The sequence below is a fragment of the Streptomyces rimosus genome (genome assembly GCF_008704655.1).
Classification (GTDB): Bacteria; Actinomycetota; Actinomycetes; order Streptomycetales; family Streptomycetaceae; genus Streptomyces; species Streptomyces rimosus.
In genome coordinates, this window is sequence record NZ_CP023688.1 from 2,730,959 (window position 1) to 2,746,291 (window position 15,333).

11 protein-coding genes are annotated in these 15,333 nt (G+C 71.6%); 7 read left to right on the top strand and 4 right to left on the bottom strand.

Features of this window, described 5'->3' with window-relative positions; genetic code table 11:
- The first annotated feature begins 150 nt into the window (after positions 1-150).
- The 7 genes from CP984_RS11020 (at position 151) to CP984_RS11050 (ending at position 7,077) form a co-directional block, all read left to right on the top strand.
- A complete protein-coding gene (locus tag CP984_RS11020) occupies positions 151-522 on the top strand; it encodes a PRD domain-containing protein (protein WP_003980234.1) in 372 nt (123 codons plus the stop codon).
- Entirely contained in the window at positions 519-875 is a 357-nt protein-coding gene (locus tag CP984_RS11025; protein WP_003980235.1) for a DUF2620 family protein, read from the top strand. The genes CP984_RS11020 and CP984_RS11025 overlap by 4 nt, the downstream gene beginning before the upstream one ends.
- Positions 876-963: 88 nt before the next feature.
- On the top strand, positions 964-2,346 hold the full coding sequence (locus tag CP984_RS11030) for a YhfT family protein (RefSeq protein ID WP_003980236.1): 1,383 nt from the start codon (positions 964-966) through the stop codon (positions 2,344-2,346).
- A gap of 35 nt (positions 2,347-2,381) precedes the next feature.
- The gene (locus CP984_RS11035) at positions 2,382-3,392 is read left to right on the top strand and encodes a phosphotriesterase family protein (protein ID WP_003980237.1); all 1,011 of its coding nucleotides are present in this window, start codon (positions 2,382-2,384) and stop codon (positions 3,390-3,392) included.
- Positions 3,389-4,636, top strand: a complete 1,248-nt coding sequence (locus CP984_RS11040; RefSeq protein ID WP_050498953.1) for an aminotransferase class V-fold PLP-dependent enzyme — start codon at positions 3,389-3,391, stop codon at positions 4,634-4,636. The genes CP984_RS11035 and CP984_RS11040 overlap by 4 nt, the downstream gene beginning before the upstream one ends.
- 6 nt (positions 4,637-4,642) lie before the next feature.
- Positions 4,643-5,830, top strand: coding sequence for an alanine racemase (locus tag CP984_RS11045; protein ID WP_003980239.1), 1,188 nt, complete (start codon positions 4,643-4,645; stop codon positions 5,828-5,830).
- Positions 5,827-7,077 carry a phosphopentomutase gene (locus CP984_RS11050; protein WP_003980240.1) on the top strand — a complete coding sequence of 417 codons (1,251 nt, stop codon included), beginning with the start codon at positions 5,827-5,829 and terminating at the stop codon, positions 7,075-7,077. Before CP984_RS11045 ends, CP984_RS11050 begins: the two co-directional genes overlap by 4 nt.
- Before the next feature lie 110 nt (positions 7,078-7,187).
- Here CP984_RS11050 and ffh read toward each other — a convergent pair whose 3' ends face one another.
- From ffh to CP984_RS11070, 4 genes are all read right to left on the bottom strand, one after another.
- Positions 7,188-8,744, bottom strand: a complete 1,557-nt coding sequence (gene ffh / locus CP984_RS11055; RefSeq protein ID WP_003980241.1) for a signal recognition particle protein — start codon at positions 8,742-8,744, stop codon at positions 7,188-7,190.
- Between the two features lie 1,320 nt (positions 8,745-10,064).
- Complete coding sequence (locus CP984_RS11060; RefSeq protein WP_043979999.1) at positions 10,065-12,542, bottom strand: [protein-PII] uridylyltransferase; 2,478 nt, start codon at positions 12,540-12,542, stop codon at positions 10,065-10,067.
- A gap of 884 nt (positions 12,543-13,426) precedes the next feature.
- Positions 13,427-13,765, bottom strand: coding sequence for a P-II family nitrogen regulator (locus CP984_RS11065; RefSeq protein WP_003980244.1), 339 nt, complete (start codon positions 13,763-13,765; stop codon positions 13,427-13,429).
- Entirely contained in the window at positions 13,762-15,204 is a 1,443-nt protein-coding gene (locus CP984_RS11070; protein WP_030185427.1) for an ammonium transporter, read from the bottom strand. Before CP984_RS11070 ends, CP984_RS11065 begins: the two co-directional genes overlap by 4 nt.
- Between the last annotated feature and the right edge of the window lie 129 nt (positions 15,205-15,333).

Sequence of the window (15,333 nt, forward strand, 5' to 3'; positions counted from 1 at the left end):
TGGCACCGGGCCTGCCCGGCACACGGTCCGGCTGCGGCACTGGGCCTGTCCGCACCACTCAGGCCCGATCGCCGGTGACACCTCCGCGTTTCGCACGCGGTTCGAGAAGACAAGACCTGTCTGTTGGCTGATGGGAGGTGAGGGGCGGTCATGGAAGCCTTGCTCGCGCGACGGATCCAGCTCTTCGTGGAGAGCGGTCAGGTACGGCCCGAGGTCGCCGCGTTCGTCCGGGCCGAACTGGAAGTACTGGCCGCCGAGGGGTGCGCGGTCACCGAGGACTCCGCGGGCATGCTCACCAGCCATCTGCTGATGGCGCTGACCCGGTTGCAGGACGGCGAGCCGGTGGAGGAATTCCGCACCGATGACGTGGCTGCCGCGGAGCTGGCGGACCATCCCCGAGCCGTCCGGCGGGCCCGTGCCGTCTCCATACGGGCCGAGCGCGCCCTCGGCGTCCCGCTTCCCGAGTCCGAGCTCAATTTCCTGGCGATGCACTTCGCCGTACTGCGAAGGGACACACCATGACGACCATCCTCACCGGCGGTGTCGGCAAGACCGAGGTCGCGGACGCGGTACGGCGGCTGGCGCCGCCCGGCGTCGAGGTCGCGGTCAGCAACGACATGGATGCCGTGGCACTGTTGCGGGCCGGCCGGGCCGACTACTTCCTGGGCACCTGCCAGACCGGGGCCGGGGCGTCGCTGGGCGTGCTGGTCGGGCTGATGGGCGCCGCCACCTGTCACACCTTCGGCCGCTCCGTCCCCTCCGGGGAAGAAATCAACACCTTGCTGGACCAAGGCAAGAGAGTGTTCGGCTTCGCCGTGGACCAGGTCGATGTGATCACGCCGGCGCTGGTCGGGGCCATAACCGCCCGAGCCTGACCGCGTCGGCCTCCCCGCGGGTTCCGGCCGGCGTCGGCCCCGCAAGCCGTACGTTCCGATGACATGCCAGGGCACAAAGGAGTGACCCGTGAGCAGCACCGCCCTCGCCGCGAGCACCGGGCTCGACTTCTCGCTCGCGCAGCAACTGGCCGTCATAGCGCTGTGCGCCCTGACCGCCTTTCTCGCGCACCTGGCACTGGCCGTCTTCAACGACGGTGTCCGGCCCTTCCTGCTCGACTTCGTCCAGGGCCGTACGACCCGGAGCGCCACCACGGCGGTGTCCTTCGGACTCTCCGCCGGGTTCATCTTCGGGCTGGGCGCGCCGATGGCGCTCGCCTCCGGGGTGCTCAACCCCTGGCTGCTGTTTCTGCCCACCGACATTTTGGGGCTCCTCGCGCCGAAGAAGTGGCTCGCCCCGCTGTTGGGCGGCGCATGGGGCGGCGTGGTCGTGTTCGGTCTGAGGGGCGCCAACAACCTCGCGCACGATCTCCCGGTCGACTTCCTGACAGCCCTGCAACAGATGGCGACGCCAATCCTCTTTCTCTTCACGCTGTTTCCGGTACTGGCGATCACCAAGCAGTTCGGGAAGCTGCTCGGCGGCCTGGCCGGTGTGGTGGAGCTGGCACTGGTCGTGCTGACGATGAAGGTGTGGCCCGACGTGTTCGCGGGGGCGCCGGCCATGGCGGTCGGTGTGTTGCTCCTCATCGGCTTCGCGGTGGCCAGGGACGTAAGGCAGCGCCGGGCGGCGGAGCGGGCCGTCGCGGGCATGGTGTCACCAACAGGCGAAGAGGCCCCGGTGGTCACGGCCGGCAGACCGTCCGAAGACGTGGATCCCATGGCGTCGTTGTTCGGGGCCAGTGCGGCCCGGCTGCGCCGACACCTGCCGTTGTTCATGGTGCTGGGCGCGGGGATCTGTCTGCTGAGCCAGCTACATGTGTTCGGCGGCGGGGAGGCGACCAGCTTCCTGGTCGCCAAGGGGCAGTACGCGGAGGCCGCACAGGTCGACCTCTACCGGTCCCTCGGGTTCATTCCGTTGATCGCCACCACCGCGCTGGCTTCCGGCGCGTACGGCATCGTCGGCTTCACCCTCGTCTACCCCATCGGCTATCTGCTGCCGAGCCCCTGGCCGGCCTTGGTCTGCGGTGCCCTGGTCTTCGCCGCCGAGGTGCTGGCGCTGAGCTGGATCGGCAAGGCGCTGGGCAGGCTGCCGTCGGTGCGCGACTCCTCGGAGCATCTGCGCGGCGCCATCGGCGACACCCTGCACCTGGCGATTCTCTTCGGTTCCATGTTGGCGGCCCATGCCATGGGCGGCGGGCTCGGGATTCTCATAGCCAGCGGCCTCTACCTGCTGAACGAGGCCACGGGCCGGGTGGTGGTCCGGATGGCTGCCGCACCCGCCGCGGTCGTGGTGACCGGCATCGTCCTCAACGTTTTCTACTGGCTGGGCCTCTTCACCCCGATCAAGACCTGAGCAGGCGTGTGGGTACGCCGGGAAGGCAGCGCGTCATGAACTCTCTCCTGAGGACCGTCACCGGCCCGCTGTCCGTAACCGCCGTGCGGGGCCCCGTGCTCGCCCACGAGCACCTGGCCCTCGACCTTTCCCGCCCCACCGACCGTACGGCTTCGCTGACGGCCCGGCATGCCCTAGCGGTGGCCGACGAACTGGCCGGTCTGCGTCGCCAGTTCGGGCTGTCGCTCGTAGTCGAGCTGACCTGTCGGGGCATGGGGCGGGACCCCGCTGCGCTGGCTCGTATTTCCTGGGCGTCCGGGGTCGCGGTCGTGGCAGGCACCGGGTGGTATCACGAAGCCTTCCATCCGGCCGAGGTGGCGGGCGCGAGCGTCGAGGAGCTGGCGGACAGGCTGGTCGAGGAGATCGAAGGCGGCATGGGCGCCGATGGGCCCTCCCCCGGTGTCATCGGGGAGGTCGGCAGCCACGGGGACCGGCCGAGCGAGCCGGAGGTCCGTACGCTCACCGCGGCCGCCCGCGCCGCCGTGGCCACGGGTCTGTCGCTGGCCACCCACGCACAGCTGGGGCGCGGCGGCCTCGCCCAGTTGGAGGTGCTGACCGCGGCCGGTCTGGAGCCGCGCCGAATCAGTGTCGGTCACCAGGATCTGTTCGACGACGCCACGGTCCATCGGGAGCTGGCGGCGGCGGGCGCGTACGTCGCCTTCGACACCGTCGGGAAGGAGAGCTATCAGAGCGACGCGACCCGGCTGCGGCTGCTGCTCGCATTGCTGGAGGCCGGGCACGCCGACCGCGTACTGCTCAGCTGCGACATCTCGCGGCACAGCTATCTGGTCGGCGAGGGCGGTCATGGGTACGGGCATCTGTTCCGGTCGTTTCTGCCGCGCCTACGGATGGCCGGAGCCGACGACGAGCTGATCGATCTTCTGACCCGCCGCAATCCGTTGCGCTTCCTCACGGGCGGGGATGGGGCGGCCGGGCAGCCGGTTCGGCGCGGGGCCACGGTTCCGCTCCCGGAAAGCGGCTTGGCAGATAGGGAGGCGCCGACATGAGCGTGCGATTGCCCCGGACGTTTCCGTTGCCGACGGTCGCGTTGGAGGACGCGGTGGCGAACCAGTTCCGGCTGATGGAATGCGTCGCCCGGCATTTTGAGGGCCGACAGCTCTTTGAGGCGGATGCGGGGGTGGTGCCGGGGCTGGGGCGTCCACGTACCACCGCGCGGGTCGAGACCGTTCTCGCGGAGTTCTTAGGAGCTCCGGCCGCGGCGCTGGTGCAGGGCGCGGGCACGGGCGCCATCCGGGCCGCGCTCGGCGCCGTGCTCGATGCGGGCGATCCGCTGCTCGTGCACCGCGCGCCGGTCTACCGCACCACCGGTGTCACCTTGCGCGGGCTGGGGGTGGAGACGGTCGAGGCGGATTTCAACGACCGTGCCGCATTGGACCGGGCGCTGGCGTCCGGACGGTTCCGGTGGGCGTTCGTCCAGCACAGCCGGCAGCGGGTGGCGGATTCCCACGACCCGGGCGAGGTGCTCGCCGCCTGCCGGGCCGCCGGTGTGCGCACCATCGTGGACGACAACTACGCGGTCTTCCGGGTGCCGCGATGCGGTGTGGAACTGGGCGCGGACGCTTCCTGTTTCTCACTGTTCAAGCTGCACGGCCCGGAGGGGGTGGGCCTTGTGGTCGGAGCGCGGGATCTGGTGGGGCGGGTGCATGACGCCAACTACTCCGGCGGCGGCCAGGTGCAAGGCCACCAGGCACTGGATGCGCTGCGGGCGCTCAGCCACGTACCGGTGATGTGGTCGGTGCAGTCCAGGGTGGGTACGGAGATCGCCGAGCGGCTGGCGGCGGGGGAGGTGCCCGGGGTCGCCGAGGTGCGGATCGCCAATGTCCAGGACCGTTGTCTACTGGTCCGGCTGGACCGGCCGGTCGCCCGCGCGGTGCCGGACGCCGCAGCCCGGTACGGCGCCGCCCCGTACCCCGTAGGCGCCAACTCCCGCTACGAGATCGCACCGCTCTTCTACCGGATGTCCCGGTCCGCCCTGGAGGACGCGCCGGAGCTGGCCGACTGGACGGTGCGGATCAACCCGATGCGAGCGGGCGCGGACCTGGTGATCGACATCCTCCGGCGTGCCCTGCACGATCTGCGCGACGTTGACGGGAACGGCCGTCCGGCCGCCGCCGCTCCCGTACGTGCACGCGGTCTCGTGCCGACGCCAGTGTCCGATGCCGCCTCCTCCAGCACCCCACGCCCCGTGCACAGCGCGCACGGCTCCCGCGATCAACAGGAAGGAGGCTGACTCACCGTGTTCCTCGACACCGTTCTCGCACGCAACCTGCGGCTGGTCGACTGCGCAGCCGAGCTGCACCGCACCGGCGCGGTGGAGCCCGACACGTACGTCGTGGATCTGGACGCCGTCGAGGCCAATGCCGCGTTGCTGGCGAAGGCGGCGAGGCGGCAGGGCCTCGGCCTGTGGTTTGTGGCCAAGCAGATCGGGCGCAACCCCGAGCTGGTCCAGGCCGTCGCGCTGCATCTCCCCCGTTTCGCCGCCATCGACGTGCGCGAAGCCCGCACTCTGCACGCGGCGGGCGCGCAGGCCGGAAATGTGGGCCACCTGGTGCAGACTCCCCACCGTGCGCTGCCCGAGATGCTTGCCTGGTGCCCCGAGGCGGTCACCGTATTCGATCTGGCCAACGCCCGTGCCGTCTCGGATGCCGCGCACAAACTGGGCTGCGTACAGGACGTTCTGGTACGGATCGAGGGCGCGCCCGGCACGGTCCATCCGGGACAGGAAGGTGGCGTGCCGCTCAGTGGTCTGGAGGGCTTCGCGGCCGAGGCGGAGCGAATGCCCGGCATCCGCCTGGCCGGAGCCACCGCGTTCCCGTGCGTCCAGTGCGAACCCGGGTCTGGGCAGCCGCGTCCCACCGCCACCTTCGAACTGGCCCGTCAGGCCCAAGCCTTGCTGACCGAACGCGGACACACAGAACTGAAGCTGAGCGCGCCCGGCGTCACCTGCGCGGCCACCTTGCCCATGCTCGCGGGGCTGGGCGCCACGCATGGCGAACCCGGCCACGCCCTCACCGGCACCACCCCTCTGCACGCCATCGACCCGCAGCAGCCGGAGCGGCCCGCGTATGTATACGTCACCGAGGTCGCGCACCTCCTCGCCGACGGTCGGCCCGCACTCCACGGCGGCGGCTTCTACCCCCGTTCCGGCGTCAAGTCGGCGTTGATCCCCCGGACCGGCGCCCGGCTCGCCGTCCAGACGGCTCCTGCCGAGAACATCGACTACTACCGACTGCTGGCTTCCGGGGATGCCCGTCCCGGTGACACCGCCGTCCTGGCGTTCCGTACGCAGATCTTCGTCACCCGTAGCACCGTCGCCGTCGTCGCCGGCCTTGGCGCCGGCAGCCCGCGGTTGACCGGCTGCTACGACGCGCTCGGCCGGCCGCTTCCGGAGGCCGCGGGCGGGAAAGGGGCGGGTGGACCATGAGCAGGATCGTCATTCTCGTCATCGACGGCTTCGGGGTCGGCGCGATGCCCGATGCGGCGGTTTCGCGGCCCGGTGACGCTGCCGCCGATACGCTGGGCCACCTTCTCGACGATCATCGTGCGGCCACCGGTCGCCGGCTCCCGCTGCCCGTCCTGGAAGCTTTCGGCCTCGGTCTCGTGCACCCGCATCCGGACCTCGCATCGACGCCGTCCCTCCCGGTGGCCGGGGGCCGTGCCGAGCTCGGCTACCCGGGCGCCGATACGTACGCCGGGCACCAGACGATGGTGGGAGCCGACTTCAGCCGGGTGGCCGTGGCCCGGCTCGCCGACCATCTCGGCGAGGTCGCGGCGGCCCTCCGGGCGAGCGGGCGCCGTACGGAGTTGCTCGCCGGGCGTCCCCTGCTGGTCGTGGGCGGGGGGATTCTCGTCCACGACAACCTCGAAGCGGACCCGGGCGTCAACTGGAACGTCTCCGGCCTGCTGGAGGACAGCCCCTTCACGGAGATCCTCGACATCGCACGGGTGGTGCGTTCGGTGGCGCCCGTCGCCCGGGTGATCGCCGTGGGCGGCCGTGCCGACGGCCCGCTGGACACCTTCGTACGCGACGGTGACCTCGGCACGGTCGGGCTGGACACCCCGGCGTGCGGTTTCTACCGGAACGGCGGGCTGGCGGTGCAGCACCTCGGGGCGCCGCTCGATCATTCCCGTCGGCTGCCGGAGCTGGCGGCCGGGGCCGGTGTCCCCGTGACTCTCGTGGGCAAGGCCGCGGACGTCCTGGCCTGCGACGCCGCACTGTGCTGCCCCGCCGTCGGCACCACCGAGGTGCTCGGGCTCACCTTCGACGCCGTACGCCGGGCGCCGGACACCGCCCTGATCGTCAGCAACGTCCAGGAGACGGATCTGGCGGGGCACCAGCAGGACGCCCCGCGTTACGCCGACGTGCTCCGGCAGGCCGATGCGGGACTGGGCAGGCTGCTGGGGCTCCTTTCCTCGCCGGGCGATCGCTTGATCGTTACGGGTGATCACGGCAACGACCCGGTCATCGGGCATGCTCACCACACCCGTGAGTACGTACCGGTGCTGATCCACCGCCTCGAGGCCAGGGGGTTCGACCGTCTGCCGACGGCCCGGACCTTGGCGGACGTGGGCGCCACGGCGGCGGCCGCGCTCGGGCTGCGAGCTGCCGAGTTGGGGAAGGGCACGCCTCTGCTGCGGCCGGTGGGCGGATCGGCGGGTGTGCCGCGATGAGTACGCAGACGAGCCCCCGACCGGGGGTCCGGCCAGGGGCTCGTTCAGACTGCTGGGCGCCGGGTGCGGTTCCCGGGGCGGCGTGGGCCGACCAGGAGCCGAAGGGAGCGCTAGCCCATGAACTTCTTGAACTCGTCGGGGAGTTCGAAGTTCTTCGCGTCGTCGCCCTGCGGCAGGCCCAGCGGGTTGCCGGACTGTGCGGCCTCGCGGCGTGCGGCAGCGGCCTCCTCCTCAGCCTTCCGCTTCATGGGGTTGCCGCTCTTGCGCTTGCCCTTGGCCTGCTTCTGCTGCTTCTTCTTCTTGGCACCGCCGCCCATGCCCGGCATCCCGGGCATGCCGGGCATTCCCGGCATACCGCCGCCCTGGGCCATCTTGGACATCATCTTGCGGGCGTCGAAGAAGCGCTCGACCAGGTTCTTGACCGCGCTGACATCGACACCGGAGCCCTTGGCGATACGGGCCCGGCGCGAGCCGTTGATGATCGTCGGGTCCTGGCGCTCGCCGGGCGTCATCGACTTGATGATCGCGGCCGTACGGTCGACCTCACGCTCGTCCAGGTTGTTGATCTGCTCCTTCATCTGCCCCATACCGGGCAGCATGCCGAGCAGCTTGGAGATGGAGCCCATCTTGCGGACCTGCTCCATCTGGGCCAGGAAGTCGTCGAGGGTGAAGTCCTTGCCCTTGCTGCTCGCCAGCTTGGAGGCCATCTTCTCGGCCTCTTGCTGGCTGAAGGTCTGCTCCGCCTTCTCGATCAGCGTGAGCATGTCGCCCATGCCGAGGATGCGGGACGCCATGCGGTCCGGGTGGAACGCGTCGAAGTCGTCCAGCTTCTCGCCGTTGGAGGCGAACATGATCTGCTTGCCGGTGACGTGCGCGATGGAGAGCGCGGCACCACCGCGGGCGTCGCCGTCCAGCTTGGAGAGCACGACGCCGTCGAAGCCGACGCCGTCGCGGAACGCCTCAGCGGTGTTGACCGCGTCCTGGCCGATCATGGCGTCGACGACGAACAGGACCTCGTCCGGCTTGACCGCGTCGCGGATGTCCGCGGCCTGCTGCATCAGTTCCTGGTCGATGCCGAGGCGGCCCGCGGTGTCGACGATGACCACGTCGTGCTGCTTGGCACGGGCGAACTCGATCGAGTCCTGAGCGACCTTGACCGGGTCGCCGACGCCGTTGCCCGGCTCGGGCGCGAAGATCGCGACGTTGGCGCGCTCGGCGACGACCGAGAGCTGGTTGACGGCGTTGGGGCGCTGGAGGTCACAGGCGACGAGCAGCGGCGCGTGGCCCTGCTGCTTGAGCCAGGCGCCGAGCTTTCCGGCGAGGGTCGTCTTACCGGCACCCTGCAGACCGGCGAGCATGATGACCGTCGGGGGGTTCTTGGCGAACCGCAGCCGGCGGGTCTCGCCGCCGAGGATGCCGACGAGCTCCTCGTTGACGATCTTGATGACCTGCTGGGCGGGGTTGAGCGCCTGGGAGACCTCGGCGCCGGTCGCCCGCTCCTTGACCTGCTTGATGAAGGCCCGGACGACGGGCAGCGCGACGTCGGCCTCCAGCAGGGCGATACGGATCTCGCGCGCCGTGGCGTCGATGTCCGCCTCGCTCAAGCGGCCTTTGCCCCGGAGGTTTTTGAAAGTACTCGCCAAGCGGTCGGAAAGCGTATCGAACACGGCGGTCGTCGATCCTCGGGGTCGGGGGCAGGGTCAAGTCGGCTTCTAGGGTATCCGCACGGGCAGGCAACGTGTCCCTGCCCGCCGGGGAGGGCCGCCGGGACGGGGCTGCGCGCGACTGCGAGGGCGGTCCGCACAGGGCGTGGACGCCTGCCACGGGTACCGCCTCCACCGTCTCACGGGGGTGGGGTGGGCGGGCAGCCCGTGCCGACTTTGGAGACGGGACGGGGACGGGGGTGGTTCCTGGGGCTGGGGAGTGGGTGGTCGGGGGCGGACGGTCCGGATGGATGGGCCGGGGCGGGCAGGGTGGGGCGGAGAAGGGGGTTGGAGCGGGAGAGGGGTGGTGGGCGGGGGGGGCTGCGGGCTGGTGGGGGTTTTCGGGGGGAGGGGGGCTTCGGCTGAGGCGGGGGATCGGGCCTGGGGCGGGCCGGGAGTCCGGGTCTGGTCCAAGCCAGGAGTCCGGGTCTGGGCCGAACCGAGGGTCCGGGCTTGGACCGAACCAGGGCCCCGGGCCTTGAAAGGAGCCCAGGTCTGGAAGAGGGCCCAGGTCTGGAAGGGGACCCAAGATCGGGTAGCGGGACGAGACCGGAAAGCAAGGCGAGAACGGGAGGGCGCTCGGGGATCGCGGCTCGCCTTGGTGGTGCGGAGGGCTTTGTTGGAGCTGGGAGCCGCGTTGGCGCAAAGAGCCTCGTTGGGGCGGGGAGCCGCGTTGGCGTTGGGGCGGGGAGCGTCGTCGGCGCAGAGAGCTTCGTTGGGGCTGGGAGCCGCGTTGACGCAGCGGGTTTTCTTGAGACAGGGAGCCTCGCATCAGGAGGCGGCCTCGCGCCTGGGGCCCCTGTCGACGCCAGAGCCGTACGCCGCGTACGGGGGCCGTCGCGCCTCGGGGAACCCTCGCTTCCGAGGAACCCTCACGCCTCGGGGCCCCTCCCCCGAAGGGGCGCCGCCCCTCCAGGCCCCGTCCCTCCGGGCGCCGCCCCTCCAGACCCCGCCCCTCCAGACCCCGCCCCTCCAGGCGCCGCTCCTCCGGGCACCGTCCCGTCCGTGAAAGCTGTGGCCCCTCCGGCCACCCCGCCCCCAGGCCCCACCCCCTCGGCGAATCGCCCGCCGCCTCCGAGCCCGCCGCCGACCCCGGCTCCGCCCAAGGCCGTACAGCCGCCGAGAGCCTCCCCGCCCTCAGGCTCGATGGGCTCTCCCGCGGCAGCCCCCAGCCGATCCGCCCAAGCAGGCCGATCAGCAGAGCCTGCCTCTCCCAACCCACCGAGCCCTCCCGCCCGGAAAAGGGCCACCACGTGTCCGCCGCATCCCTCGGACAAGCAAGCCTCACTGCTTCAATGCGCGCTCCACCGCCTGGGCCACCTCTGTGGCCGCCGCGTCCGGCAGTGGTTCGCCCTTCTCGGTGGTGACATAGAACGCATCCACCGCGTTCGCTCCCAGCGTGCTCACGTGGGCGCTGCGTACGGTGACGCCCGCGGCCTCCAGTGCGCGGCCGATGCGATGCAACAGGCCCTGCGCGTCCTGGGCCCTTACCTCGATCACGGTTGCCGACTGCGAGCTTCCGGGGGCGACGGTCACCCGGGGCGGCGGGGCCTGCACACCACGCGAGCGGCGTGCGTATGCCTGCTCGCGCTCCGCCAGCCGGGCCGGTACGTCCAGCGAGCCGTCCAGGGCCCGTACGAGGTCCGCCCTGAGCCGTACGGTCTGCGGGAGCGAGCCGTATTCGGCGGCCACCCGCCAGCTCAGCAGCAGGACCGGGCCCTCGCCGATGGGGTCCACGCTGCGCAGGTCGGCGGCGCGGACGGTGAGGCGGTGCATGGCCAGGACGCCCGCGGCGGTGGGGAGCACGCCGGGCTGATCCGGTACGGCCATCAGCAGCTCGACGCCCACCGGCTCCGGCTCGGGCGCGACGTCCGGCCCCGTGCCCATATCCACGACGACGTCTCCGTCCGCACCAGCGGCCTTGGAGGCATACTCCGTTTCCCCCTGGCCCTCCGCCCGTGTGTGCAGGGCCAGCACCGGGCCGCCACTGCGCCACGCCTCGACGGCCAGGCGTTCCTGCTCGGCGGTCGGCTCATCCATCGTGCGCCCCTCCGGCACGGCCTCTCCCGCCAGTCGCGCCGTGACACGTTTCACCAGGTCCGCGACGAGCGACCCGCGCCAGGTGCTCCAGGCCGCCGGGCCAGTGGCCAGCGCGTCGGCCTCGGTGAGGGCGTGCAGCAGTTCCAGCGTGCCGATGGTGCCCACCGTGTCCGCGACCGCCTCCACCGTCGCCGGATCGCCCAGGTCCCGGCGGGTGGCGGTCTCGATGAGCAGCAGATGATGCCGTACGAGCGTGGCGATCACCGCCACGTCGCGGGCGTCGAAACCGATCCGGGCCGCCATGTCCCGGGCGATGGTCTCGCCGGAGACGGAGTGGTCGCCGGGCCAGCCCTTGCCGATGTCGTGCAGCAGGGCCGCGATCAGCAGGAGGTCGGGGCGGTGCACGCGGCGGGTGAGCGCCGAGGCGCGGACGGCCGTCTCGATCAGGTGCCGGTCCACGGTCCACCGGTGCACGGCGTTGCGCTGGGGCCGGCAGCGCACCCGCTCCCAGTCGGGCAGCAGCCGGCTGACGATTCCCTCCGCCTCCAGCGCCTCCCATACGGGGACGGTCTGGGCGCCCGCGCCCAGCAAGGTGATCAGTTGTTCCCGCGCCTCGGCCGGCCACGGCACGGGCAGGGGGCGGGTGGTGGCGGCCGTGCGCAGCCGGCGTACGGCGTGCCGGGACAGCGGCAGCCCGGCCTGTGCCGCGGCAGCGGCGGCGCGCAGTGGAAGGACCGGGTCGTGTTCGGGTCGCGCCGTACGGGCCAGTACGGCTTCGCCGTCCAGCTCGACCACGCCCTCGGCGAGCGGCGACCGTTCGCCCCGGCCCGTACCACCACCGGCCGTACGGCCCTTCAGCAGTCCGCGCAGAACGGGGCGGACGGAGCGGGACCGCAGCACCCGCCCGACTTCGCGCCAGGTGATGTCACTCGCGTACGAGATGGTGCGCGCGGATTCGTAGACCTGCCGCAGCAGTACGTCCGCGTCCAGCACACCGAGCGCCTCGGCCACCTGGTCCTGTTCCTGGAGTGCGAGCCGGTCGGTGGCGCGGCCGGTCGTCAGGTGCAGGGCGTCGCGGACGTCCAGCAGGCGGGTGTGGGCCGCCTCCAAGCCCTCGCGCGGCGCGTCGGCCAGCCAGGAGGCGGCCACCGCGCGGAGTGCGGTGGCGTCCCGCAGCCCGCCCCTGGCCTCCTTCAGGTCCGGTTCCAGCAGGTACTGCAACTCGCCCTGGCGGGACGCGCGTTCGCGGCACATCTCGTGCAGCTCCGGCAGGCGTTTGGGGGCCTGTTCACGCCAGTCGGCCAGGGCGGTGCCGCGCAGGGCGCTCGTCAGGTTCGGGTCACCGGCCAGGTGGCGGGCGTCCAGGAGACCGAGTTGGACCTTGAGGTCATCGCGAGCGGCCTTGCGCGCTTCGGAGGGCGTGCGTACCGAGTGGTCCAGGGCGAGGTTCAGGTCCCAGACCGGGTACCAGAGCTGGTCGGCGAGGGCGGCCACCGTACGGGCACCGGCTTTGCCGTCGTGCAGCAGGAGCAGGTCGAGGTCGCTGCGGGGGGAGAGTTCACCGCGGCCGTAGCCACCGACGGCGACGAGCGCGAGGCCGGAGCCGGCCTCGGCTCCGCCTGCCGCGCTGCGGAAGAGACGGGCCAGCCAGTCGTCGGTGAGGCGGGCGAGGGCGGACCGGCGCTCGGGGCCACCCGGCCCGGGGGCCTGGAGGAGCCGCAGCCGGTCGGCAGAGTAGCCGCTCTCGGGGGCGGGGCGGCTGCCTTCGGGGGCCGGATGGTGGCCGCCGTTGGTGCCGGGGCGATCGCCTTTGGTGCCATGGCGATCGCCTTTGGGGACGGGGCCAGGCTCGGTGTCGGGGCGACGATCCTCGGAGCCGGAGCCGGGACGACCATCCTCGGGGCCAGGGCCAGGGCCGGGGCCGAAGCCGGGGCCGGGCTCGGTGTCAGGGCGCCCACCCTCGGGGCCGGAGCCGGGCTCGATGACAGGGCGACCATCCTCGGAGCCGGAACCGGGGCGACGATCCTCGGAGCCGGAGCCTGAACCGGGGCGACCACCCTCGGGGCCGGAGCCGGGCTCGGTGTCAGGGCGACCATCCTCGGAGCCGGAGCCGGGGCGGCCATCCTTGGGGCCGGGGCCGGGCACGGTGTCGGAGCGACCATCTTCGGGGCCGTAGCCGGAGCCGAAGTCGGGTTCGGGCTTCAGCTCAGTGCGACCGCCCTCGCCACCGCGACCTTCCTCGGTACCGAGGTAGCTGCCCTCGGTACCAAGGAGCCCAGGCGACACCTCCCCGTCAGTCGTCGCGTCGGCACCGGCCCCGTCGGCCGCCGCCGCACCCGTACCGGCTCGGCCAGCCTCCGAAGTACCAGCACCGGGGCCAGGGCCCGCGCCCATACGGGCACCAAACGCTCCCCCTTCCCCCTCCGACCTATCACCCTCGCTCTCAGCCATCTTCTCCACGCTCTCCCTCAACTCAGGCGCTCCTTGGTCGCGTCGGTCCTCGGGCCCCACCCCTGGTCCGGCCCCCTCCCTCGCGGTCCCCTTCACCTGCGGACGGCGGCCACGCGACGTCGGCGTACCGCCCCGGCCCCGCCGCCACCCCACCCCTACAACGCGTCCGGCCCCCGCTCCCCCGTGCGCACGCGGACCGCCTCCTCGACGGGGACGCTCCACACCTTTCCGTCGCCGATCTTGCCGGTGCGGGCCGCCTTGACCACGATGTCCATCAGTTCTGCGGCGTCCGCGTCGTCCACCAGCACCTCGATGCGGACCTTCGGCACCAGGTCGACGGTGTACTCCGCGCCCCGGTACACCTCCGTGTGGCCGCGCTGCCGGCCGTATCCGCTGGCCTCGGTGACGGTCAGGCCCTGTACGCCGAACGACTGCAGGGCCTCCTTCACCTCGTCGAGCCGGTACGGCTTGATCACTGCCGTGATGAGCTTCACGCGTCCACACTCTTTTCCTTGCCGGAAGCCGACGTTTCTCCGGAGGCCGGTGCCTTACCGGAAGCCGCGGCCGTGTCCTGGTGCTTCGACCGGCCCGGGCCGTCGCCGTGGGACGGAGCGCCGCCCGCGGCCGCCCCCGCTCCCGGGCGCGCCACCGCGCCTCCGCCCGTACCGCCGAAGTCGTACGCCGTCTCCGCGTGCGCGGCCTGGTCGACGCCCGCGACCTCCTCGTCCTCGGAGACCCGGAAGCCCATCACCCAGTCGATGATCTTGGCCAGGAGGAAGGAGACGACCAAGGAGTACGACAGGACGCAGACGACGCCCACGGCCTGCTTGCCCAGCTGTTCGAGACCGCCGCCGTAGAAGAGGCCCTTGGCGTCGCTCTGCACGCCGCCGGTCGCGAACAGGCCGATGAGCAGGGAGCCGACGACGCCGCCGACGAGGTGGACGCCCACCACGTCGAGGGAGTCGTCGTATCCGAAGCGGTACTTCAGCCCGACCGCCATCGCGCACAGCACACCGGCGATCACGCCGACCGCGATGGCGCCGAGCGGGCTGACCGCGCCGCACGCCGGAGTGATCGCGACCAGTCCTGCCACCGCGCCGGACGCCGCGCCCAGGGTGGTGAAGGAGCCATGCCGCAGCTTTTCGTAGCCGAGCCAGCCGAGCATCGCGGCGGCCGTGGCGACCTGGGTGTCGACGAAGGCGACCGCGCCCACCCCGTCGTCGTTGTTGAGCCAGGAGCCCGCGTTGAAGCCGAACCAGCCGAACCACAGGAGTCCGGCGCCGAGCATCACCAGCGGCAGGCTGTGCGGCCGCATCGGGTCCTTCTTGAAACCGATGCGCTTGCCGACCACGAGGATCACGCCGAGTGCCGCGGCGCCCGCGTTGATGTGGACGGCCGTGCCGCCGGCGAAGTCGATGACGCCCAGGTCGAAGAGCCAGCCGCCCTCGGCCCACACCCAGTGCGCGACGGGGAAGTAGACGACGGTGGCCCACAGGGCGATGAACAGCGCCCAGGCGGTGAACTTCACCCGGTCCGCGAGGGCGCCGCTGATCAGCGCGGGTGTGATCACCGCGAACATCAGCTGGAAGACCGCGAAGACGTAGACCGGGATGGTGGTGGTGCCCCACAGTTCGGTCAGGCCGATGCCGCCGAGCCCGGCGAAGTCGCCGGTCCAGCCGAGGAAGCCGCCGTTGTCCTGGCCGAAGGCCAGCCCGAAGCCGTAAAGGACCCATAGGACGGTGACGATGCCCAGGCTGATGAAGCTCATCATCAGCATGTTCAGGACGCTCTTGACCCGGACCATGCCGCCGTAGAAGAAGGCGAGCGCGGGGGTCATGAGCATCACCAGTGCGGTGCAGATCAGCATGAATCCGGTGTTGGCCGGACTCAGGGTGGCCTTGTCTGCTGCGAGCGTCATGATGCCTGGGGGCATCGGCGCCTCCTGTCGTCGATGCGGCCCGTGCGGGTGGGGTTCGGGTGGGCCGACTTTCGCCACGAGGCTTTCGCAGCACCGTTTCGGCCATGACCCACCGGTGTTTCTCCCCGGTGACGAAGCCTGCGT

Excerpts from the sequence above, each read along its gene's own strand:
- CP984_RS11040 (WP_050498953.1), top strand. The coding sequence starts at position 3,389 with ATGAGCGTGCGATTGCCCCGGACGTTTCCGTTGCCGACGGTCGCGTTG.
- CP984_RS11050 (WP_003980240.1), top strand. The coding sequence starts at position 5,827 with ATGAGCAGGATCGTCATTCTCGTCATCGACGGCTTCGGGGTCGGCGCG.
- CP984_RS11025 (WP_003980235.1), top strand. The coding sequence starts at position 519 with ATGACGACCATCCTCACCGGCGGTGTCGGCAAGACCGAGGTCGCGGAC.
- CP984_RS11035 (WP_003980237.1), top strand. The coding sequence starts at position 2,382 with ATGAACTCTCTCCTGAGGACCGTCACCGGCCCGCTGTCCGTAACCGCC.
- CP984_RS11020 (WP_003980234.1), top strand. The coding sequence starts at position 151 with ATGGAAGCCTTGCTCGCGCGACGGATCCAGCTCTTCGTGGAGAGCGGT.
- CP984_RS11070 (WP_030185427.1), bottom strand. The coding sequence starts at position 15,204 with ATGCCCCCAGGCATCATGACGCTCGCAGCAGACAAGGCCACCCTGAGT.